At 69.5% G+C, this 21,240-nt stretch carries 25 protein-coding genes; 5 read left to right on the top strand and 20 right to left on the bottom strand.

Annotation, left to right across the window (positions count from 1 at the left end):
- Positions 1 to 126 precede the first annotated feature (126 nt).
- The 4 genes from BMY22_RS09605 to BMY22_RS09590 all read left to right on the top strand — a co-directional run bounded on the left by BMY22_RS09605 (position 127) and on the right by BMY22_RS09590 (position 2,858).
- The gene (locus BMY22_RS09605) at positions 127 to 690 is read left to right on the top strand and encodes a HupE/UreJ family protein (protein WP_090621524.1); all 564 of its coding nucleotides are present in this window, start codon (positions 127 to 129) and stop codon (positions 688 to 690) included.
- Positions 691 to 976: 286 nt separating this feature from the next.
- A complete protein-coding gene (locus tag BMY22_RS09600; RefSeq protein WP_167363720.1) occupies positions 977 to 1,369 on the top strand; it encodes a hypothetical protein in 393 nt (130 codons plus the stop codon).
- A 308-nt stretch (positions 1,370 to 1,677) separates the two neighbouring features.
- Entirely contained in the window at positions 1,678 to 2,073 is a 396-nt protein-coding gene (locus BMY22_RS09595) for a hypothetical protein (protein ID WP_090621521.1), read from the top strand.
- Between the two features lie 398 nt (positions 2,074 to 2,471).
- A complete protein-coding gene (locus BMY22_RS09590) occupies positions 2,472 to 2,858 on the top strand; it encodes a hypothetical protein (RefSeq protein ID WP_090621520.1) in 387 nt (128 codons plus the stop codon).
- A gap of 162 nt (positions 2,859 to 3,020) precedes the next feature.
- On the opposite strand, the gene hypE is transcribed toward BMY22_RS09590, so the two are convergent.
- The 20 genes from hypE to BMY22_RS09490 all read right to left on the bottom strand — a co-directional run bounded on the left by hypE (position 3,021) and on the right by BMY22_RS09490 (position 20,427).
- On the bottom strand, positions 3,021 to 4,046 hold the full coding sequence (gene hypE, locus BMY22_RS09585; protein ID WP_090621519.1) for a hydrogenase expression/formation protein HypE: 1,026 nt from the start codon (positions 4,044 to 4,046) through the stop codon (positions 3,021 to 3,023).
- On the bottom strand, positions 4,043 to 5,185 hold the full coding sequence (gene hypD, locus BMY22_RS09580; protein ID WP_090621517.1) for a hydrogenase formation protein HypD: 1,143 nt from the start codon (positions 5,183 to 5,185) through the stop codon (positions 4,043 to 4,045). The genes hypE and hypD overlap by 4 nt, the downstream gene beginning before the upstream one ends.
- Positions 5,182 to 5,436, bottom strand: a complete 255-nt coding sequence (locus tag BMY22_RS09575) for a HypC/HybG/HupF family hydrogenase formation chaperone (RefSeq protein WP_090621515.1) — start codon at positions 5,434 to 5,436, stop codon at positions 5,182 to 5,184. Before BMY22_RS09575 ends, hypD begins: the two co-directional genes overlap by 4 nt.
- Positions 5,436 to 7,742 carry a carbamoyltransferase HypF gene (gene hypF / locus BMY22_RS09570; protein WP_090621514.1) on the bottom strand — a complete coding sequence of 769 codons (2,307 nt, stop codon included), beginning with the start codon at positions 7,740 to 7,742 and terminating at the stop codon, positions 5,436 to 5,438. The genes BMY22_RS09575 and hypF overlap by 1 nt, the downstream gene beginning before the upstream one ends.
- 20 nt (positions 7,743 to 7,762) lie before the next feature.
- A complete protein-coding gene (gene hypB, locus BMY22_RS09565; protein WP_090621513.1) occupies positions 7,763 to 8,671 on the bottom strand; it encodes a hydrogenase nickel incorporation protein HypB in 909 nt (302 codons plus the stop codon).
- Positions 8,672 to 8,673: 2 nt separating this feature from the next.
- On the bottom strand, positions 8,674 to 9,015 hold the full coding sequence (gene hypA, locus BMY22_RS09560; protein WP_244158835.1) for a hydrogenase maturation nickel metallochaperone HypA: 342 nt from the start codon (positions 9,013 to 9,015) through the stop codon (positions 8,674 to 8,676).
- The gene (locus tag BMY22_RS09555) at positions 9,008 to 10,054 is read right to left on the bottom strand and encodes a nickel-dependent hydrogenase large subunit (protein ID WP_090621511.1); all 1,047 of its coding nucleotides are present in this window, start codon (positions 10,052 to 10,054) and stop codon (positions 9,008 to 9,010) included. The genes hypA and BMY22_RS09555 overlap by 8 nt, the downstream gene beginning before the upstream one ends.
- Positions 10,051 to 10,512, bottom strand: a complete 462-nt coding sequence (gene hybE / locus BMY22_RS09550; RefSeq protein ID WP_090621509.1) for a [NiFe]-hydrogenase assembly chaperone HybE — start codon at positions 10,510 to 10,512, stop codon at positions 10,051 to 10,053. The genes BMY22_RS09555 and hybE overlap by 4 nt, the downstream gene beginning before the upstream one ends.
- Positions 10,513 to 10,516: 4 nt before the next feature.
- Positions 10,517 to 10,735, bottom strand: a complete 219-nt coding sequence (locus BMY22_RS09545) for a rubredoxin (RefSeq protein ID WP_090621507.1) — start codon at positions 10,733 to 10,735, stop codon at positions 10,517 to 10,519.
- On the bottom strand, positions 10,732 to 11,586 hold the full coding sequence (locus BMY22_RS09540) for a hydrogenase expression/formation protein (RefSeq protein WP_090621505.1): 855 nt from the start codon (positions 11,584 to 11,586) through the stop codon (positions 10,732 to 10,734). The genes BMY22_RS09545 and BMY22_RS09540 overlap by 4 nt, the downstream gene beginning before the upstream one ends.
- Positions 11,583 to 12,029 (bottom strand): thioredoxin domain-containing protein, encoded by a 447-nt coding sequence (locus BMY22_RS09535; RefSeq protein WP_090621503.1) that lies wholly within the window; start codon positions 12,027 to 12,029, stop codon positions 11,583 to 11,585. Before BMY22_RS09535 ends, BMY22_RS09540 begins: the two co-directional genes overlap by 4 nt.
- Positions 12,026 to 12,352 (bottom strand): HypC/HybG/HupF family hydrogenase formation chaperone, encoded by a 327-nt coding sequence (locus tag BMY22_RS09530; RefSeq protein ID WP_090621501.1) that lies wholly within the window; start codon positions 12,350 to 12,352, stop codon positions 12,026 to 12,028. The genes BMY22_RS09535 and BMY22_RS09530 overlap by 4 nt, the downstream gene beginning before the upstream one ends.
- 2 nt (positions 12,353 to 12,354) lie before the next feature.
- Positions 12,355 to 12,984, bottom strand: coding sequence for a HyaD/HybD family hydrogenase maturation endopeptidase (locus tag BMY22_RS09525; RefSeq protein WP_090621499.1), 630 nt, complete (start codon positions 12,982 to 12,984; stop codon positions 12,355 to 12,357).
- A 148-nt stretch (positions 12,985 to 13,132) separates the two neighbouring features.
- The gene (gene cybH, locus BMY22_RS09520) at positions 13,133 to 13,855 is read right to left on the bottom strand and encodes a Ni/Fe-hydrogenase, b-type cytochrome subunit (protein WP_090621498.1); all 723 of its coding nucleotides are present in this window, start codon (positions 13,853 to 13,855) and stop codon (positions 13,133 to 13,135) included.
- Between the two features lie 16 nt (positions 13,856 to 13,871).
- Positions 13,872 to 15,680: a nickel-dependent hydrogenase large subunit gene (locus BMY22_RS09515; RefSeq protein WP_090621496.1), complete on the bottom strand. Its 1,809-nt coding sequence runs from the start codon at positions 15,678 to 15,680 to the stop codon at positions 13,872 to 13,874.
- Positions 15,677 to 16,753: a hydrogenase small subunit gene (locus BMY22_RS09510; RefSeq protein WP_090621494.1), complete on the bottom strand. Its 1,077-nt coding sequence runs from the start codon at positions 16,751 to 16,753 to the stop codon at positions 15,677 to 15,679. The genes BMY22_RS09515 and BMY22_RS09510 overlap by 4 nt, the downstream gene beginning before the upstream one ends.
- A gap of 197 nt (positions 16,754 to 16,950) precedes the next feature.
- Entirely contained in the window at positions 16,951 to 18,096 is a 1,146-nt protein-coding gene (modC, locus tag BMY22_RS09505) for a molybdenum ABC transporter ATP-binding protein (RefSeq protein ID WP_244158834.1), read from the bottom strand.
- 19 nt (positions 18,097 to 18,115) lie between these two features.
- Entirely contained in the window at positions 18,116 to 18,796 is a 681-nt protein-coding gene (gene modB, locus BMY22_RS09500) for a molybdate ABC transporter permease subunit (RefSeq protein ID WP_090621493.1), read from the bottom strand.
- A 21-nt stretch (positions 18,797 to 18,817) separates the two neighbouring features.
- Entirely contained in the window at positions 18,818 to 19,573 is a 756-nt protein-coding gene (gene modA / locus BMY22_RS09495; RefSeq protein ID WP_090621491.1) for a molybdate ABC transporter substrate-binding protein, read from the bottom strand.
- Between the two features lie 41 nt (positions 19,574 to 19,614).
- On the bottom strand, positions 19,615 to 20,427 hold the full coding sequence (locus tag BMY22_RS09490; protein WP_090621489.1) for a TOBE domain-containing protein: 813 nt from the start codon (positions 20,425 to 20,427) through the stop codon (positions 19,615 to 19,617).
- Between the two features lie 204 nt (positions 20,428 to 20,631).
- Here BMY22_RS09490 and BMY22_RS09485 point away from each other — a divergent pair, with 204 nt between their 5' ends.
- On the top strand, positions 20,632 to 21,060 hold the full coding sequence (locus BMY22_RS09485) for a TOBE domain-containing protein (RefSeq protein ID WP_090621487.1): 429 nt from the start codon (positions 20,632 to 20,634) through the stop codon (positions 21,058 to 21,060).
- The last annotated feature ends 180 nt before the right edge of the window (positions 21,061 to 21,240 follow it).

Below are 21,240 nucleotides of genomic sequence, written 5' to 3'. Positions count from 1 at the left end.
TTCCCGCATCGGGCGGACCGCCGGGATGCGTCCCGCCGCCCTTTTGCCTTAAGCTGCGCAGCCACCTGCTCGAGCAGCGCCTCGAGGGAAATCGCCACCCCCGGAATCGACCCCAGGACCCCTGACATGAAGACACGCCATTTCCTGCCCCTGCTTGCCCTGACCCTGCTGCCCGGCGCCGCCTTCGCCCACCCCGGGCATGGCGAGAACGGCCTGATCGCCGGCCTGCTGCACCCCTTCGGCGGTGCCGACCACCTGCTGGCGATGCTGGCCATCGGCATCTGGGCCGCGCTGCAGCCGCGCGCCCTGAAACTCGCCGTGCCGGCCACCTTCCTCGCCGCGCTGCTCGGCGGCTTCGTCCTCGCCGTGAGCGGCGCCGGCCTGCCGCAGATGGAAACCGGCATCGCCCTTTCCGTGCTGCTGCTGGGCCTGCTGATCGCCGGCGCCGTACGCCTGCCGGCACCGGTTGCGCTGGCCCTGAGCGCGGCCTTTGCGCTGTGCCACGGCTACGCCCACGGCCTCGAAGCCAGCGGCAGTCTGGCGGCCTTCGCCGCCGGCTTCCTCGCCGCCAGCCTGGCCCTGCACCTGGGCGGCGGCCTGCTCGCCGCCACCGTGCAGCAGCGCCTGCCCCTGCTGGCCCGCAGCGCCGGTGCGGCCATTGCCGCCGGCGGGGCGCTGCTGATGATCTGAGCCCCCGACACCCTCCGGACCGGGCCTTGGCCCGGTCTTTTTTTGCGCAGCCACTCCCCCCAGCAAGCACGGCCAACCCTCTTCTTAAGTGACACGGATCAACGAAGGGTCACTTTCCTGCAAGAATCGCGACAAAATTTCTGTCGCCATCGCGACACTTTGTCGCGAGAGCCGCCCTTTCTGATGGCTAAGTGCTTGATTTTCTGTATTCAACCGTTTGGTATGTTTCGTGCATTGGTACAGTAGGAAGCCCACTGAAACGACTCTCGGAGGAACCGCCATGAACATGCACACGTTCGGCATTCTGACCCTGACCTTCAGCCTGCTGGCCCTGAGCAGCGTGCAGGCCGACGAGATCGTCGGGGAAACCGAAGAGCGGACGTCCGGCCAGTCGGCAGGCGGCATCACCGGCATGATGGTCGGCGCCATCGGCGGCCCGATCGGCGCGCTGGTCGGCGCCGGCGTCGGCGCGCTGGTCGGCAGCTCCAGCCAGGAGGCTTCCGCCACCGGCGATCGCACCTATCAGGTCCGCACCGACAGCGGCAGAGTGAAAGCGGTGCGCTCTCCCAACCGCCGCGGCGACCCAGTCGAGATCCGCGACAACCGCCCGAATCCAAAGTCCGCCGGCAAGTCCGCCGCCCTGGCCAATGCCAGCAGCGGTGCACGCACCCTGCACTGAAGCCGCCGCTTCCGCGCCGGATAACGCAGCCCCGCCGCCTACCAGATGGGGGCACCTAGCCCCGCATTTCCTGCCGCTCCAGCCTGGCCCGACCGCAGGCCGATGACTCCGTCGCGCCCGGGCAAGCACAGCACCCGTCGCAGACCCCCTCCTTAAGCATAAGAAGCGGATTCTTTTCTTGATCCACATCAATTGAAGGGTTAATTTCTATCCCAACGAAGACGAAGCCCTGCCAAAAGCACCGCGCCGCGTCCCGACCAAGCCCGATTTGACCCAGATCGCTGGAATGTTTCCTCGGAGGAACCGCCATGAAAAAGCTCGGCACCCTGGCCCTGACCCTGACCCTGCTGGCCGCCGGTAGCGTACATGCCGCTGAAGTTCTCGAGGAAACCAAGGATCACACCACCGGCAAATCGGTCGGCGGCATGAACGGCATGATGATCGGCGCGATCGGCGGCCCGATCGGCATGCTGATCGGCGCCGGCATCGGTGCCCTGTTCGGCGGCGAAGCCCAGGAGGCCGCCGGCCTCAGCGACCGCGCCTACAAGGTCCGCACCGCCGATAGCAAGGAAAAGGTGGTGCGCTCGCCGGCCCAGGAGTTCGCCGTCGGCGACAAGGTCGAAACCCGCGGCAACCGCGTGCATGACGCCGCCGAACTGGCCGACAACCGCCTCTACGACAGCGCCTACAGCTACCGCGAATAAGTTATCCACACCCCAAAACCCGGCTCTCCAGCCGGGCTTTTGCTTTTCGGGAGAGGCAGCCCGGCGTGCGACACGCATACCGCCTTCGAGACTCGCTGCACGTTTCGCCGAGCACGGCGAATCCAAGCCGCACCCGCCCGCCGCCTGCTGCCCTGTTCCCCCACCCCGCCTGACCATTGCTCCAGCCTCCTCCGCGACGCCGCCACGCCGGCTTTTGCGTGGTCTGCCATCGAGTCCGCCCAGCCACGGCACAAGAAAGCATTTCTCTTCTTGACCCACATCAATTGTAAGGTTAATTTTGGTTCCAACGGAGACAGAAGCCCTGCCAAAAGCCGTGCGTCGCGTCCCGATCAACGATTTGACCCAGATCGCTGGAACGTTTCCTCGGAGGAACCGCCATGAAAAAGCTCGGCACCCTGGCCCTGACCCTGCTGGCCGCCGGTAGCGTACATGCCGCTGAAGTTCTCGAGGAAACCAAGGATCACACCACCGGCAAGTCGGTCGGCGGCATGAACGGCATGATGATCGGCGCGATCGGTGGCCCGATCGGCATGCTGGTCGGCGCCGGCATCGGTGCCCTGTTCGGCGGCGGAGCCCAGGAGGCTACCGGCCTCAGCGACCGCGCCTACAAGGTCCGCACCGCCGACGGCAAGGAAAAGGTGGTGCGCTCGACCGAAGCGTTCGCCGTCGGCGACAAGGTCGAGACCCGCGGCAACCGCGCGTTCAGCGATGTCGCCATGGCCGACGACCGTCTCTACGACGGCGCGCTCAGCTACCGCGAGTAAGTATTTGCAAGTCCGAAAGCCCGGCTCTTCAGCCGGGCTTTTGCTTTCTGGGGGCGCCAGGTTGGTCTGGGCCTCAAGCCTTGTGTGTGAGCGCCGCGCGGGCCGAGGAAAGCAGGCAGCTTGAATAACCCAAGGTTAGGCCAACACCGCCCTTCTGACTTGTCAGCAAATCCTCGGTAACTGCTCCCCGTTCAACCAGTCCACCATCCGGCTCCCGCCGAACAGCGTCTCCATCTGCACGAAGCGGCGCTCGTCGGCCACCACCGTGCCGATGATCGCCGCCTCGCACCCCTGCGGATGGGCGCGCATGACCTCGAGCAGACGCTCGGCCTGCTCGGCCGGGCAGATGGCGACCAGCTTGCCCTCGTTGGCCACGTACAGCGGGTCGAGGCCGAGGAATTCGCAGGCGGCGCGCACCGGTTCGCGCAGCGGGATGGCCCGTTCGACGAGCTGCATGCCGACCCCCGACTGGCGGGCCAGTTCGTTGAGGGTGTTGCCCAGGCCGCCGCGGGTCGGGTCGCGCAGGCAGCGGATCTCCGGCACCGCCTCGACCATCGCGGCGACCAGCCCGTGCAGGGCCTGGGAGTCGGAGCCGATGTCGGCCTCGAAGCCGAGCCCTTCGCGCAGCGAAAGGATGGTCACGCCGTGGTCGCCGATGCTGCCGGAGAGCAGGATGCGGTCGCCCGGCCGCGCCTGGTCGCCGGAGAGGTGCAGACCGGCCGGCACCACGCCGACCCCGGTGGTGGTGATGAACACCCCGTCGCCCTTACCGCGCTCGACCACCTTGGTGTCGCCGGTGACCACCGGCACGCCGGCCTCGCGGGCGGCGGCGGCCATCGACTCGACGATGCGCGCCAGGTCGGCCAACGGAAAACCTTCCTCGAGAATGAAGCCGGCGGCCAGATAGCAGGGCCGGGCGCCGGCCATGGCCACATCGTTGATGGTGCCGTGCACGGCGAGGCTGCCGATGTCGCCGCCGGGGAAGAACAGCGGCGAGATCACGTGGCTGTCGGTGGCCATCACCACCCGCCCGGGCGGCAGCTCGAACTGCGCCTGGTCGTTGCCCTGGTCCAGCCATTGGTTGCGCAGGGCGCGGGCGAACAGCTCCTCGATCAGCTGGCCCATGGCGCGGCCGCCGCTGCCATGGACCATCTCCACGCTGCCGTTCTTCAGATCGAGCCGGCTCATCGGGCCACCTCCACGGCCGCCGCCTGGCGCTGGCGGCCGTAGGCGTACCAGGCGGCGCAGGCGCCCTCGGAGGAAACCATGCACGAGCCGAGCGGGTTGTCCGGGCTGCAGGGGTTGCCGAACAGCTTGCAGTCGCGCGGGCTCTTCGCCCCGCGCAGGATCGCCGGGCATTCGCAGGCCTTGTTCTCCAGCCCGGTGCGCGGTTCGAGGGCGAAGCGCCGCTCGGCGTCGAACGCGGCGAATTCCGCGCGGATCTGCAGGGCGCTGTGCGGCACGGCGCCCAGGCCGCGCCATTCGAAGCTCTCGCGTACCTCGAAGACCCGCTCGGTCAGCGCCTTCGCCTTGCGGTTGCCTTCGGCGGTGACCGCGCGGGTGAACTGGTTCTCCACCTCGGCGCGACCCTCGTTGAGCTGGCGTACCAGCATCAACAGCGCCTGCAGCAGGTCCAGCGGCTCGAAGCCGGCGATCACCAGCGGCGTGCCGTACTGCGCGGGGAAGGGCGCGTAGGGCGCGCTGCCGATCACCGTGCTGACGTGGGCCGGGCCGATGAAACCGTCCAGCTGCAGAGCGCCGGCGCGCGCCTCCGGGGTGGCGAGGATCGCGTGCATCGCCGCCGGGGTCAGCACGTGGTTGCAGAACACCGAGAAATTCGTCAGACCGAGCTTCCGCGCCTGCTCGATCACCAGCGCGGTGGGCGGGGTGGTGGTCTCGAAGCCGATGGCGAAGAACACCACCTCTTTATTCGGGTTGTCCTGCGCCAGCTTCAGCGCCTCGGTCGGCGAGTAGAGCATGCGCACCGCGGCGCCTTCGGCGCGCGCCTTGAGCAGGCTGACCCGGCCGGAGGCGGGCACGCGCAGCATGTCGCCGTAGGTGCAGAGGATCACTTCCGGGCGGCGCGCCAGCTCGATGGCCATGTCCAGCCGGCCGATCGGCATCACGCACACCGGGCAGCCCGGGCCGTGGATCAGCCGCACGTTGGCCGGCAGCAGGTCGGGGATGCCGTAGCGGAAGATCGCGTGGGTGTGCCCGCCGCAGAACTCCATCAGCCGGTACGCACGCGCGGAATCGGCCTCGGCGGCGATGCGCGCGGCGAGCTGGCGCGCGGTGGCGCCGTCGCGGAATTCGTCGACGTACTTCATGGTGCCTCTCCCTGTGCGGCCTGTTCGGCCTCGGCCAGTTGGCCCAGTTCGGCGAGCAGCGCCAGGGTGCGCTGCGCCTCGGCCTCGTCGAGCTTCTGCAGGGCGAAGCCGACGTGCAGGATCACGTAGTCGCCGACCTTGAGATCGTCGAGCAGGGCGACGTTGATGGTCTTGCGCAGGCCGCCGATGCAGGCGACCGCGCTCTGTTCGTCGAGCAGTTCCTCGATGCGGACCGGAATGGCCAGGCACATCACGCTTGTCCTCGTGTCGATGGGATATCCGGTGCCAGCAACGTCGCCCAGGCCTGGCCGAGGGCCAGACCGCCGTCGTTGAGCGGCGCCCGCCGCGGCAGCAGCGGCTCGAGACCGGCAGCCTGCAGGCGCATGCAGAGCCCGTCGCGCAGCCAGGTGTTCAGGAAACAACCGCCGCCCAGGGCGATCCGGCGCAGGCCGGTGGCTTCGGCCGCACGCGCTGTCCAGGCGGCCAGGGCCTCGATCAGCACGCCGTGGAACAGCTCGGCGCCGACCTGCGGGTCGTGCAGGTCCGCCAGGCGCGCCAGCAGCGGCGAGAGGTCCAGCCGGTTGTCGTCGCCGATCCGCCAGAGCGCGGGAACCGCTTCCGGCAGGCCGACCACCCGCGACTCCAGGCGCAGCGCCGCCTCGGCCTCGTAGCGCTGGCGCTCGCCGAGACCCAAGAGGCCCGCCGCGGCATCGAACAGCCGGCCGGCGCTGCTGCTCGGCGGGCAATTGAAGCCGCGTTCGAGCATCCGCGCAATGGCCGTGCTGCCCGGCTCGGCGGCGAAGCGCGTGGCGATCTCGTCGCCGCGACCCAGCGCGTGCAGGGCGCCGGCAGCCATGCGCCAGGGCTCGCGCGATGCCTGGTCGCCGCCCGGCAGCGGCAGCGGATTCAGCTCGCCGAGCCAGGTGCAGCCGTCCGCCATCACCTTCAACAGTTCGCCGCCGCGCAGCCGGCCGTCGGCGCCGAGGCCGAAGCCGTCCAGCGCCAGGCCGAGCACCGGCTCGGCGAGGCCGTGCTCGGCCAGCACCGCGGCGATATGGGCGTGGTGGTGCTGAACGGGGTGCAGCGGCAGGCCGTGGCGCTCGGCATGCTCGCGGGCGAAACGGCTGGCGAAGAAATCCGGGTGCAGGTCGCAGGCGATGCGCTCGGGACGGACGCCGAGCAGCTCGCCGAACTGCGCCACCGTGCGCTCCAGAGCGCGGCAGGTGTCGGCGCTGTGCAGGTCGCCGATATGCGGGGACAGCCAGGCACGGTCGCCCTGGGTCAGGCAGATGGCGTTCTTCAACTGGCCGCCGAGGGCCAGCACCGAGGGGCCGCTGCGGGCCAGGCGGATTTCCTGGGGCGTCAGGCCTCGGCCGCTGCGGATCACCACCGGCGCGCGGCCCAAAGCGCTGACCACCGAGTCGTCGACACGATTGACGATCTCGCGGTCGTGCAGCAGCCAGAGGTCGGCGATGCCGGCAAGCTTCTCGCGCGCCTCAAGGTTGTCGGTGATCAGCGGCTCGCCGCTCAGGTTGGCGCTAGTCATCACCAGCAGCAGATCCTGGGGCGCGGCGGTCCAGGCGCTGCCGGCCGGCCGCCCGGCGGCCTCGTGAAAGAGCAGCCAGTGCAGCGGGCTATGCGGCAGCATCGCGCCGAGCCAGGCCAGATCCGGCGCCACCTCGGCGGCGAGCAAGCCGTCGGCGGCGGGCCGCCTGCGCAGCAGCACCACCGGCGCGGCCGGGGCGCTCAGCTCGGCGAGACCGTTTTCGTTCAACTCGACCAGGGCCTCCAGCGACGCCGGGTTGGCGACCATCAGCGCGAAGGGCTTGGCCGGGCGGCGCTTGCGCCGGCGCAGCGCGGCCATCGCCTCGGCATTGCGCGCATCGCAGGCCAGGTGGAAGCCGCCGACGCCGCGCAGGGCGACAACTTCGCCGCGGCGCAGGGCGGCCAGCGCCAGCTCGACGGGATCGCCGGGCAGGCGCCGGCCCCCGCCGTCCTCGCACCACAGCCGGGGGCCGCAGGCCGGGCAGGCGATCGGCTGGGCGTGGAAACGGCGGTCGGCCGGATTTTCGTACTCGCGCCGGCAGTCCGGACAGAGTTCGAAGGCCGCCAGGCTGGTCTGGGCGCGGTCGTAGGGCAGGCGGCGGATCAGGCTGTAGCGCGGGCCGCAGTGGGTGCAGTTGATGAAGGGATGGCGCCAGCGGCGGTTGTGCGGATCGAAGAGTTCTTCGAGGCAGGCCGGGCAGACCGCGGCGTCCGGCGGCGGCGCCAGCACTCCGCTCCTCTCGTCGCGACTGGCCACGATGGCGAAGCCGGAAAAGCGCGTCCCGGCAGGGAGGTTCTCGTGCTGGAGGGCATCAAGCCGGGCCAGCGGCGGCAGCTCGGCGGGCAGGCGCCGCTCGAATTCGGCGAGCCTGTCCGCCGGGCCCTGCAGGTCGATGCGCACGCCCTCGCCGGTGTTGCACACCGCGCCGGACAGGCCGAGGGCGGTGGCCAGACGGTGCACGCCGGGGCGCATGCCGACCCCCTGCACCCGGCCGCGCAGCAGCAGGCGCACGCCCGCCTCCGCCGGCTGATTCAGAGCAGCGCCTCGAGGGCCTGCGCCTGGGCCCGGAGGGCGTCGATCCGGGCGCGCAGGCGGGCGCCGCGCTGGCGTTCGATCCAGGCCAGCCACTCGTCCATGCCCTCGCCGCTGCGCGCCGAGACGCGGATCACCTCGATGTCCGGGTTGACCCGCCGGGCGTAGGCGATGCAGGCCTCGACGTCGAAGTCCAGGTGCGGCAGCAGGTCGGTCTTGTTCAGCAGCATGAGGTCGGCGGCGTGGAACATGTCCGGGTACTTGAGCGGCTTGTCCTCGCCCTCGGTGACCGAGAGGATCGCCACCTTGTGCGCCTCGCCGAGGTCGAAGGCCGCCGGGCAGACCAGGTTGCCGACGTTCTCGATGAACAGCAGGCCGCCTTCGAGGCCGTCCAGCCGCGTCAGGGCGTGGCCGACCATGTGCGCGTCCAGGTGGCAGCCCTTGCCGGTGTTGACCTGCACCGCCGGCACGCCGGTGGCGCGGATGCGCGCGGCGTCGTGGTCAGTCTGCTGGTCGCCCTCGATCACCGCCAGCGGCCGGCGCCGGCCGAGCAGCTCGATGCTCTTGGTCAGCAGGGTGGTCTTGCCCGAACCGGGGCTGGATACCAGGTTGAGGACGAACAGCGACAGGGCGTCGAAGCGCGCGCGGTTCTCGGCGGCGTAGCGGTCGTTCTTGCCGAGGATGTCCTGCTCGATCTGCACCATGCGGCTCTGGCTGAGGCCCGGCGCGTGGGCGCGGGCCGGGCCCTGGCCGAAGTGCAGGTTGAGGCCCTCGACCACCAGCGGCGCGGCCTCGGCCGGAGCCGGGCGACGCACGAAGGCGTGCTCGTGGTGGTGATGGCCATGATGATGGTGGTGCTCGCCCTCGATCCGGGTCTCGCCCTCGGCGCAGCCGCAAACGGTACACATGCTTACTCTACCTCCAGTTCCTTGACCCGCAGCTCGTCGCCCTGGGTGACCTGCAATCGGTAACTGCCGCACTGCGGGCAGGCGTCGTAGCGCTGGCGGATCGCCACGCTGGCGTTGCAGCCGAGGCACCAGGCGCGCCCCGGCAGCTCGACGATCTCCAGGCGCGCGCCCTCGGCCAGGCTGTGGCGGGTCACCGCCTCGAAGCAGAAGCGCAGCGCCTCGACCTCGACCGCGGCCAGCGGGCCGATCTCCAGCCACACCGCCTTGACCCGCGCGAAGCGCTGCGCCGCGGCCTGCTCCTCGAGCAACTGGACGATGCCCTCGGCGATCGACATCTCATGCATGAATGATCTTCACCTCGAACGCGACGCAGGGATCGACCGCGAGGATCAGCGCGCGCAGCAGCGCCTCGCTGTCTTCCTCGGCCACCCGCACGCCGCACAGCCAACGGCGCAGCGGGCCGTCGGCATGGAAATTCCAGTCGGTCGGCGCCAGCAGTTGCCAGGCGCCGACCAGCCCATTCTCCACCTGCACTCGGCACAGCAAAGCGCCGCGGGCGGTCTGCGCCAGGCCGACGCCCTCCCCCGCCGCCAGTCCGGCCACGGCCGGCGGCAGCGACGGCTGCTGCAGCGAGTCTATCGCCTGCGCCGTGCGCCGCAGCAGCGCGCCGACGTGCTGCTCGATCTGCGCGGCCGCCGTCGCCTGCATCCCGGCGACGGCCGCCGGGCCGGTGATCCGCGGCGCACCGGCGATCTCGGCGCGGGCATCGCCGGCACGCAGTTGCGCCAGCAGCGCCGACAGAGCGGCCGGATCGAAAACCGCCGGCAGCGGGCCGCCGAGGGCGACCTCCCGCCAGCGGCTCAGACGCGGACCCAGCCAGTCGGCCGGGATCGGCAGCTCCAGATCGGCCCAGGCAGCAGCCAGCTCGGCCAGCGTCTCCTCAAGCTGCGGATCGGCCGGCAGCGGCGAGGCACGGAAGACAGTCAGCGGCTGCAGCAAGGCCGCGCCGCGCCGACACAGGGCGACCAGTGCCTTGAGCCGCTCCAGGGGCAGCGGCAGATGCCAGTCCTGCACCAGGCGCAGCAGGGATTCGCGGATCAGCTCCAGCTCGCTGAGCTGGGTGCGGCCCTGCTCCACCTCGGGCACGGCCGGCCAGCCGGCGGCCCGCTCCAGCGCCCGCAGCGCCGCCACCTGCTGGGCGGCGGCACACAGGGCGAACAGCAAGGGGATACGCGCCAGAGCCGCCTCCGCGGTCTGCCCGACCAGCAGGCGGGAAAGCTGCGCCAGCGGGCGCTGCAGGCGGGTGTCGACGGCACGGATGACGCCGTCCTGCAAGCGAACCTCCACCTGCAGGCGCCCGGCCGGTTCAGCCCAGGCGCTCACGGCGTGCCGCCGAGGGCGCGACGGAACAGCGCGCGGCGGGTCAGTTGCGCCGGTTGCGGCGACTCGGGTTCGGACTCGGGTCCGGCAAAGATCAGCCGGAGCACCTCCTCGGCCATCGCCCGCGCCTCGGCCTGGCCGGGAAAGTCCTGCATCGGCGAACACAGCGAGGCGCTGGCGTAGCGGCCGAGGCTTTCGTCCTCGTGCAGGGTGCATTCGTAGTCGCCGGAGGGCAGCGCCAGCACCGCGCGCTCGCCCTTGGCCGGCAATTCGGCCCCGGCCGGCGGCCGCCAGAAGAGGTTCATGCACCAGGGCGTGATCAGCACGCCGAGCGCGCCGACGCCCTCGACCGCGCGCCAGCCGAGCAGTTCCACGGCGAGCGCCGGGTTGCACACCGGCAGCTCGGCCATGCGCGTGCCGACCGCCCGGTAGTAGGCCTCGATATCCGCCGCCGCGAGCATCGGCTCAGTCGTCCACGACCATGAACTGCTCGCGGTCGCCGTCGCACCGCGGGCAGCACCAGTGCGCCGGCAGGGCGGCGAAGGGCGTGCCCGGCGGGATCTGCCAGACTTCGTCGCCCAGGGCGGGATCGTAGCGATACCAGCAGACCTTGCACTCCAGCACGGCGTCGTTGGCCAGACGCGCGGCGTCCCCCAGGTAGCTGCCCTCGAAGCGCGTGCTCACTCCAGCGCCTCGCGGATCTCGCGCAGCCGCTCGGCGGAGTCGTCGATGTCCTCCTGGGCGGCGCAGGCCACCTGCGGGATGCTGGTCACCTCCAGGGTGTCGAGGATCAGCCGGTCGGTGCTGTTGAAGTACTGCACGCGCCAGATCCCGGGGGTCGCGGTGCTGGCGATGCGGCAGTTGCCGTAGCCGCGCGACAGCACGGTCACCGGCCCCTCGCCGAGTTGCTCGGCGAGGAAACGCTGGTCCTCCGCGGAGAACGGCAGCAGCGACAGGTTGATCACGTGCGGCGTGGCGCATTCGCGCTCGGCATGCTTCTTCGCCGCGTCGAGCAGTTCCACCAGCACCGGGCCGGCGTTCAGCAGATCGTCCGGCAGCGTCGCGCCGAGGCGCGGCCAGCGGGCCTCGGCGAAGGCCCGGCGGCGCACCAGCGCGGGAACGTCGGCGACCTCCAGCCACTGGCCGACGACCTCGCCCAGACCGACCTGCAGTTGCACCCACCAGACCCCGGCGAGCACGGTTTCCTGGATGCGCACCGGGCGCTGGCCGCCCACCTGCACCGCCACCTCGCCCTCGCCGAGGATCTGCTGGAGCAGCGCCAGGTCGGCCTTGGGCTGGCGGTCGAGGCCGATCACCCGGCTCTGCTCGCCGACCCGGTAGGCGATCAGCGCCTCCTGCAGCCGCTCCAGCAGCGCCAGGGCGATGGGGTGCTTGCCCAGTTGCTCGGGCTCCGGCAGCGGCGGGCGCTCGAAGGTGTGCATCGCGCGGGGCATCGGCAGGTAGTCGAGCTGTTCCTCGTCGCCGAGGGAGCCGGGGCCGAAACCGGCCGGGAGAATGGGCAGATTGCCGGTCATGGTTGGCTTGCCTCCGTCGGGCTGCAGGTGGGTGCGCCGCGCTCCGGCGACAGCACGGGAAGGGGGGGAAGATCCTGGGGGGTGCCGGCGAGGATCGGCGGGATGCGCTCGAGGTATTCGCCCCAGTTCAGCACCCGCGACAGGCTGCCGAGGAAGCGCCCCTCCTTGAGGAACACCAGGCTCGGCCAGACGGAAAAGCCGTAGCGCCCCTGCAGGCCGGCTTCGTCCGCGCCGACGATCAGCGCAGGCGCGAGCTGCGGGAAGGCCTTGACCAGCTCCGGGAGGATCACCGCGACGTCGAGCGTCTCGGGAAAGCGCCTGGGATCGCCGGCGAAGAACAGCACGGAGAACGGCTGCGCCTGCACCTGGCGGTCGAGACCGGCGGCGTCCAGCAAGGGGTAGCCGAGCGTCGCGGTCAGACGCTCGATCAGGGGGTGGCTCATGGGGAATTCGGCTCCTTGGGGGGCAGTTGTGCCTGCAGGTGGGGCGGCAGTTGCGGCTCGCGGTCGAGGTCGGCGAACAGCCCGTCGAGGGCGGCCAGATCGCCGCTCTGCACCGCCTGCAGCGCACGCAGGGCCTCGCGGATCTGCGCGGCGCGCTCGGCGTCGAGGGCTTCGCGGGCGGCATCGAGGAACACCAGCAGCCAGTCGCCGGGCGCCGGCGGCTCGATCAGCCGGGTATCGATCCAGCGACTGTCCTGGCCGTCGCCGCACAGCGCACGGCCCGGCGCGCACTCCAGCACCTGCAGGGGAATACCGATGCACATGCTCAGTCGTCCCCCCGACCCGGTTGCGGGATGAAGCGGATGTCGCCGTGGCGGTAGGCCAGCTCCTCGGCCGGCCGCTCGGCCTCGTAGCGGCCCAGGGCCAGTTGCTCGGGAGCCAGTTGCTCGGCACAGTCCTCGCGATGCTCGGGCAGGATGCCGCGCTCGGCGAGGTAGGCCAGGGCGATCGCCAGCGCCGGCTCCAGCTGGGCCCGCACCGGCTCGCGCAGGCTGCCGCCGAAGTCCTCCAGCTCCGCGGGCTGCACGCCGACCAGCAGCAGCTCGCGCGGATAGGCGCCGGTGAACTCGGCGAGCGCCAGCACGTCCTGGAAGCCGGTCTGGTGCAGGCTCATGCGCTTGGCGCCCATGAACTTGGGCACCTCGTCGTCGCGCACGATCTTCAGGGTGCCGGGCGGCAGGCCGTAGTCGACGGCGTCGAAGACGATCAGGCAGTCGGCCTGCTGGACGTGCTGCACCAGGTAGATGCCCTGGGTACCGCCGTCCATCAGCCGCACCCCGTCGGGAAAGCGGTAGCGGGCGTTGAGCAGCTCGACGCAACGTACGCCGAAGCCTTCGTCCGCCCAGAGCAGATTGCCGATGCCGAGAATCAGGATGTTGGGGCTGGAGCCTGTCATGGATCGTTTACCACCGGGCGGCGCGGCCCGGACCGTGGGTCAACTCGCACGTCCCTGATGGCGAAAACCCGTGACGACCAGCGACCCGGGCGGTGAAAAACAGTGCGGCGCAGACTGCCTACGCCCCCTGGCGGTGCGCCAGCGGCGGTCAGTCCGGCCGGTCGTCCTTGAACATCCGCCAGCCGCCGACCATGGTGGAGATCAGCGACTGCCGGGACACGATGTCTTCGCGCACGGCCAGGTAGACATGCACCATGACGAAGACCACGAGGTACCACATGCCAAGATGATGCCAGGTATGCACATCCTGGCTCTGGCCGAACAGCGGGATCACCCAGCCGAACAGCCGGTCGGCCCAGCTGCCCTGCCCCAGGCCCTCGGCATAGAGGGCGAAGCCGGTGACGCTCATGAAGAGCGCGCCGACCACGAAGAAGCAGAACATCGCCAGCTGGCCCAGCGGGTTGTGGCCGATGTACTTCTTCGGGATCTTCTCGAGGAACAGGTACCAGCGGATCTCGTGCCACAGCTCGCCCCACCAGGCCTTGCGGTGCACCGGGACGAGGAACAGCTCGCGGGCGTGGTGGTTGCCGACGAAGGCCCAGTAGACCCGGCCGACGAAGCCGATCGCCAGCACGTAGCCGGCGGCGAAGTGGGCGAAGCGGATGTAGCCCATCAGGTAGTTGTCCGTCGCCTCGCCGGGCATCGCCGGCAGCGGCGCGCCGATCAGGTAGCCGGTCACGCCGAGCACGACGATCGACAACGCCGTCACCCAGTGCCAGAGGCGCAGCGGCGCCTCGTAGACATACACCGCGGTCTGCTTGCGGACCTTCTCCTGGCCGTCGCCGGTTTCCAGGGATTTTTCCAGTGCCATCGTGCAATCCTCCGGTTCAGCGGACCTTCACCCGGGTCAGCTCCTGGCCGTCCGGCGACATCACGTGGGTCGAGCAGGCCAGGCAGGGGTCGAAGCTGTGCAGGGTGCGCAGGATCTCCACCGGCTCGTCCGGACGCTCCATCCTGGTGTTGAGCAGCGCGGCCTCGTAGGCGCCGATGTTGCCCAGGTGGTCGCGCGGGGTGCCGTTCCAGGTGGTCGGCACGATCGCCTGGTAGTTCTCGATCTTGCCGTCCTTGATCCTGATCCAGTGGCCCAAGGCGCCGCGCGGCGCCTCGTTGATGCCGACCCCCTTGGCCTCCTTCGGCCAGGTGCTCGGGTCCCACTTCTCGACGTTGGCGGTGGCGCGGTCGCCGGCCTTGATGTTGCCGACCAGGGCCTGCCAGTCGTCGAGCATGCTGTCCACCGCCAGCTCGCACTCCAGGGCGCGCGCCAGGGTGCGGCCGAGGGTCGAGGGCAGGAACTGCTTGAGGCCGAGGGCCAGGCCGGTGCTCTGGTTGAAGGCGGCCAGCGAGCGGTCGACCTGTTCCTTGACGTACTCGCGGCCGGAGGCATAGGCGATGATGTAGCGCGCCAGCGGGCCGACCTCCATGGCGTGGCCGCGCCAGCGCGGCGCCTTGATCCAGCTGTACTTGTGCGCCTCGTCGAGCTCCTGGATGTTGGTGCGGCTGCCCTTGGTGTTCGGACCGAGTTCGAATTTCGGCTCGGTGACGCCGTCCCAGGGGTGCAGGCCCTTGGTCTCGTCGGCGTAGGTGTACCAGGAGTGGCTGACGAACTCCTGGATCTCCTGGGGATCGCGCACGTCGACCGGCAGCACCTCGTCCCAGTTGCCGCCAACGATGGCGCCGGCCGGCAGCAGATCGCTGGACTTGTCGTACGGCACCTTGGTGAAAGTGCCGTAGGAGAGCAGGTTGTGCCCGGCCAGGCCGCCGCCGTACAGCCAGTCCTTGTAGATCCCGGCGACTGCCAGGACGTCCGGCAGGTAGACGTTCTTGGTGAACTCGCGGGCCTCGTGGATGCGATCGAGGACGAAGTTCAGGCTGACCATGTTGACCGGCGCGCCGGCGGCGCCGACGTCGTCGAGGTTGATGGCGCAGGCCACGCCGCCGACCATGTAGTTCGGGTGCGGGTTCTTGCCGCCGAAGATCGTGTGGATCTTGACGATGTCCTTCTGCAGGTCCAGCGCTTCCAGGTAGTGCGCCACCGCCATCAGGTCCGCCTCGGGCGGCAGCTTGTAGGCGGGGTTGTCCCAGTAGCCGTTGGCGAACAGGCCGAGCTGGCCGCTCTCGACGAACTTCTTCAGGCGGGTCTGCACGTCGCGGAAGTAGCCGGGGCTGGACTTGGCGTGGGCCGGCGAGACCGCCTGCTGCAGGGCGGAAGTCGCCTTGGGGTCGGCCTTCAGGGCGTTGACCGGGTTGACCCAGTCCAGCGCGTGCAGGTGGTAGAAGTGCACGATGTGGTCGTGCACCTGCAGCGTCTTGTCCATCAGGTTGCGGATCAGGTGCGCGTTGTAGGGGATCTGGATGCCGAGGGCATCCTCCACCGCGCGCACCGAGGTCAGCGCGTGGGTACCGGTGCAGACCCCGCAGATGCGCTCGACGAAGGCCCAGGCATCGCGCGGATCGCGGCCCTTGAGGATGACCTCGAGACCGCGCCACATGGTGCCGGTGGAGACCGCGTTGGTGATGACGTTGTTGGCGTCGACGTTGACCTCGCAGCGCATGTGGCCTTCGATGCGGGTCACCGGGTCGACGACGATGCGCCGGCCGGACTTGTCCAGCTGGCTGGCGTTCGGAAGGCTGCTCATGCCTGATCCCCCTTGTTCTGCAGACGCTTGATGGCGGTGACCGCGGCGTGGGCGGCGATGGCGGCACCGACGCCGCCGGCGACGGCGGCGCCGATCTGGTCGGCGTTCTTCTCGATGCCGAACTGCGGAATGCTGCTCAGCCGCTCATAGAACGAGCCCTTGTCCCAGAAGCCGTCCTCCGAGCAGCCGATGCAGCCGTGGCCGGCCTGGATCGGGAAGGAGGTGCCTTCGTTCCAGCGCACCGTGGAACAGGCGTTGTAGCTGGTCGGCCCCTTGCAGCCGACCTTGTACAGGCAGTAGCCCTTGCGCGCGCCCTCGTCGTCCCAGTGCTCGACGAACTGGCCGGCGTCGAAGTGCGGGCGGCGGTAGCATTTGTCGTGGATGCGCTGGCCGTAGAACATCTTCGGCCGGCCCTGGCGATCCAGCTCGGGGAGCTTGCCGAAGGTCAGCATGTAGGTGATCACCCCGGTCATCACCTCGGCGATCGGCGGGCAGCCCGGCACCTTGATGATCGGCTTGTCGGTGATCACCTTGTGGATCGGCACCGCCTGGGTCGGGTTCGGCCTGGCCGCCTGCACGCAGCCCCAGCTGGCGCAGCTGCCCCAGGCGATCACCGCCTTGGCGTCCTTGGCGGCGTGCTTGAGCTGGTCGACGAACGGCTTGCCGCCGACGATGCAGAACATCCCGTCCTCGTTGAGCGGCGGGTTGCCCTCCACCGCGAGGATGTACTCGCCCTTGTACTTCCTCATGGTCTCTTCGAGGGCCGCTTCGGCCTGGTGGCCGGCGGCGGCCATCAGGGTGTCGTCGTAGTCCAGGGAGATCATCGACAACACCACGTCCTTGACCAGCGGATGCGCCGAGCGGATGAACGACTCGGAGCAGCAGGTGCATTCCAGGCCGTGCAGCCAGAGCACCGGGGTGCGCGGCTTGGTTTCCATCGCGTGGGCGATCTGCGGGGCGAAGGCGGGACCGAGGCCCAGGGCTGCGGCCGTCAGACTGCAGTACTTGAGAAAGCTGCGCCGGGTGATGCCCTGACGCCGCATCACGTCGTAGAAGGTTTCGAGTTGAGACATGCCGTTACCCTTGTGGCCAGGTCGCTGCGACGCCCCTGCGTGCCACGTTCCGGTCATGGCGGTGCGCCGGTGGAGTTGTCCACGGTTGGTGAAGAAAAAACCGCGCGAATAATGCGCCAATGCCATGATTTTGTCATGACTCGGCATGGGGGTATTCGTCGGAAGCCAGGCCCGGCCGCTCTGGCCCGGACCTCGGATCAGGCCAGCAGCGCCACCGCCTTGATCTGCGCCCACATCCGCTTGCCGGGAGCGATGTCGAGCTGGTCGCAGGAGCGACGGGTGATGCGGGCGATCAGCGGGGTACCTTCGGCATCCAGACGCACCAGCACGTGGGCCGGGGTGTCGGCCTCGACCACCTCGCGGACCGTGGCGGGCAGCACGTTGGTGATGCTGGTGTCCTCGATCCGATGGAGCGCCAGGCTGACGTCGCGGGCGTGCACGCGCAGCCGCAGGCGCTGGCCGAGGGCCTCCGGGCGGCGCGCGACGAGGACCGCGCCGCCGGGGAATTCGAGACGGGTGAGGTGATAGCGGTCGTCGTGCTCGGCCACCCGCGACTCGACGACCACCCCGGCGTCCTCGCTGAAGGCGGTCGGCAGGTCGAGCCGCGCCAGGGTTTCCTGCAGGTCGCCCTGGGCGGCCACGCGGCCCTGATCGAGCAGCACCACATGGTCGGCGAGGCGCGCCACCTCGTCCGGCGAATGGCTGACCAGCAGCATCGGGGTGTCCAGCTCGTCGTGCAGGCGTTCGAGGTAGGGCAGGATCTCGTTCTTGCGCTTGAGGTCGAGCGCCGCCAGGGGCTCGTCGAGCAGCAGCAGGCGGGGGCTGGTGAGCAGCGCCCGGGCGATGCCGACGCGCTGGCGCTCGCCGCCGGACAGACGGCCGGGCAGGCGGTCGAGCAGGTGGCCGATGCCGAGCAGTTCCAGCACCCGCTCCCAGGACACCCGCCGGCCGGCGGCGTCGACGCGCTTCATGCCGTATTCCAGGTTGCGCCGCACCGACAGGTGGGGAAACAGGCTGGCCTCCTGGAACACGTAGCCGAGGGCGCGCTTGTGGGTCGGCAGGAACACCCCGGCGGCGCTGTCCTGCCAGAGTTCGCCGTTGATCTCCAGGCGCGCCTCGGCGGCCCGCTCCAGGCCGGCGACGCAGCGCAGGATCGTGGTCTTGCCCGAGCCGGAGTGGCCGAACAGCGCGGTCACGCCATGCCCCGGCAGCGTCAGGTCGACATCCAGCGCGAACCCCGGATAGGTCAGCCGGAAACGGGCACGGATGCCATCCGCCGGCACGCTGGCCGAACGGGCGGCGGCTCCGCTATCGGCGACAGAGAGTTCGAAGGTGGTGCTCATCGGTGAACCTCCCGGCGGATCAGCTCAGCCCCGGTTTGAAGCGACGACTGGAATAGAGCGCGAGCAGCACGAAGAAAGAGAACAGCACCATGCCGCCGGCGAGCCAATGGGCCTGAGCGTACTCCATCGCCTCGACGTGGTCGAAAATCTGCACCGCCACGGTACGGGTCTTTTCCGGGATGTTGCCGCCGATCATCAGCACCACGCCGAACTCGCCCACGGTATGGGCGAAGCCGAGAATCGCGGCGGTGACGAAACCGGGCCGCGCCAGCGGCAGCACCACGGTGAAAAAGGTATCCCAAGGGCCGGCGCGCAGCGTCGAGGCCACCTCCAGCGGGCGGTCGCCGATCGCCTCGAAGGCGTTCTGCAAGGGCTGCACGACGAAGGGCAGGGAATAGAACACCGACGCCACCACCAGGCCGGTGAAGGTGAACGGCAGCGTGCCAAGGCCCAGGGACTGGGTCAGCTGACCGATGGGGCCGTGCGGCCCCAGGGTCACCAGCAGGTAGAAGCCGATCACGGTCGGCGGCAGCACCAGCGGCAAGGCCACCACCGCCCCGATCGCCCCCTTCAGGCGCGAGCGGGTGCGCGCCAGCCACCAGGCGATCGGCGTGCCGACCACCAGCAGCAGCAGGGTGGTCAGCGAGGCCAGCTCCAGGGTCAGGCGAATCGCCGAGAGGTCGTGTTCGGACAGCGGCATTGCCGGGGCTCCTGCGCTTACTTACAGGTCGTAGCCGTAGGCCTTGATCACCTTGGTAGCCTTGGGCCCCTTGAGGTAATCGACCAGCGCCTTGGCCGCCGGGTTGTCCTTGCCCTTGGCGAGAATCACCGCGTCCTGGCGGATCGGGTCGTGCAGGCTGGCCGGCACGGTCCAGCCGGAGCCTTCGGTGAGCTTGCCGTCCTTGGACACCTGCGACAGGGCGACGAAACCGAGCTCGGCGTTGCCGGTGGCGACGAACTGGTGCGCCTGGGCGATGTTGGCGCCCTCGACGAGTTTCGGCTTGACCGCCTCGCTCAGGCCGAGCTTGGCCAGCACCTGGGTGGCGGCCAGGCCATAGGGCGCGGTCTTCGGATTGGCGATGGCCAGGTGCTTGAAGGCGTTCTTCTTCAGTACCTCGCCCTTGTCATCCACGTAGCCGGGCTTGGCCGACCACAGCACCAGCTTGCCGATCGCGTAGGTGAAGCGCGAACCCGGGACGGTGGCGCCTTCCTTCTCCAGCTTCTCCGGGGTGGTGTCGTCGGCGGAGAGGAAGACCTCGAAGGGCGCGCCGTTCTGGATCTGGGTATAGAAACCGCCGGTCGGACCGAAGGAGGCGATCACCTTGTGGCCGGTGTCCTTCTCGAAGTCGGCGGCGATTTCCTTGATCGGCGCGGTGAAGTTGGCGGCGACGGCGATCTGTACCTCGGCGGCCTGGGCGGCACAGGCAATCAGACCGGCACTCAGGGCGACGAACAGGCGGGACGGCGAAAAGCTCATGGGTGGCACTCCATGTGAAGGGAAAGGGGAAAACTGACGGCTCAACCGTAGGCGGCGAGGATCACGCTGGACGACTTGAAGAAGGCGCAGGCCTCCACGCCCGGTGCCAGGCCGAGGGCCTCGCAGCTGTCGCCGGTGACCACGCAGGTCACGCTGCGTCCGGACGGCAGGGCCAGGGTCACCTCGCTGTTCACCGGCCCCTCGTGGATCTCGACGACCTCGCCCCACAGCTGGTTGCGCGCGGTGAGCTTGAGCGAGCGCTCGGTGGTGAGCATCACCGAGGAGGACTTGACCAGGGCGAAGACCTCCTTGCCCATGGCCAGCTCGAGGTTTTCCGCGCTGGCCTTGGTGATGATCGCGGCGATCTCGTTCTGCGCATCGAGGCGGATGCGCACCTCGTAGTCGACGCCGCCGACCCGCAGGCCGGTGATGGTGCCGGCGAACTGGTTGCGCGCGCTGGTCTTCAGGCTCATCGAGTGCATGAGCCGCTGGAAGGACTGGATGTCGCCGCCGGTCACTTCGTTGAGGCGCTCGGAAAGGCGGTCGAGGGCGCTCTGGTACTCGATCTCCAGGGCGCGGTACATGGCGATGATACGGCGGCCGTACTCGGTGAGCTGGGTGCCGCCGCCCTGGCGGCCGCCGGCGACCCGTACCACCAGAGGCTCGGGGGCGAGGTTGTTCATGGTGTCGATGGCATCCCAGGCCGCCTTGTAGGACAGCGGCACGGCCTTGGCGGCCCGGTTGATCGAGCCCTCGCGCTCGACCGCCTCGAGCAGGCGGATGCGGGTATCGGACAGGGCGGTGCCGACATCGGTGTCCAGGGACATGCGGGCAAGGAAACGGGTGGCGGTCATCGTCGGTGGCCTGCAACTTATCTATCTAGCGAGGTTTATATAAGGCAATTCACATGCCAAATGGTACTTTCCTAGTGTTCCGTGTCTACAACAGCCCTGTCTATACTCCAGACTCGCATAGCCCGTCGGCTTTGCGACAAATTATGTTGTGGATGATATAACGGTTGTACCAAAACCTGCACGCCATCGGACGAGGAAAACAGCATGAAAATCAGTGCCCGCAACGTCTTCAGCGGTACCGTCAGCGCTCTTAAAGAAGGCGCGGTCAACGCCGAGGTGGACATCGCCCTGAGTGGCGGCGACAAGCTGGCCGCCGTGGTGACCATGGAAAGCGCCAAATCCCTAGGACTGGCCGCCGGCAAGCCGGTGGTCGCCGTCATCAAGGCGCCCTGGGTCCTGCTGATGACCGACGGCAGCGGCTATCGCCTGTCCGCCCGCAACATCCTGACCGGCACCGTCAAAACCATCGAGGCCGGCGCGGTCAACGCCGAAGTCACCCTGACCCTGGCCGGCGGCACCGAGATCACCTCCGTGGTCACCAAGGAAGCCGTGGCCGAGCTGGGCCTGAAGCCGGGCGGCAGCGCCAGCGCGGTGATCAAGGCCTCCAACGTGATCCTCGGCGTCCCGGCCTGAGACCGAGCGGCCCCCTTGTCCGGGGCGGCCGGAGGCAAGAGGCGTGCCGGCAACGGGCACGCCTGCCCGCTCTCCCGCTCTTCTCCCCCGCGCCTCCCACCCGGCGCAACGCCCTGTGCGCCAGTACCCGACCTCGGCCAGCGGCCCCAGCGAACTCGACCGGCCACCGGCCATCGTCCG

It is taken from the genome of Azotobacter beijerinckii, from assembly GCF_900110885.1.
In the GTDB taxonomy this organism is placed as follows: Bacteria; Pseudomonadota; Gammaproteobacteria; order Pseudomonadales; family Pseudomonadaceae; genus Azotobacter; species Azotobacter beijerinckii.
The sequence above is the reverse complement of the archived record's forward strand: the minus strand, read 5'-3'. Positions and strand labels throughout refer to the sequence as shown.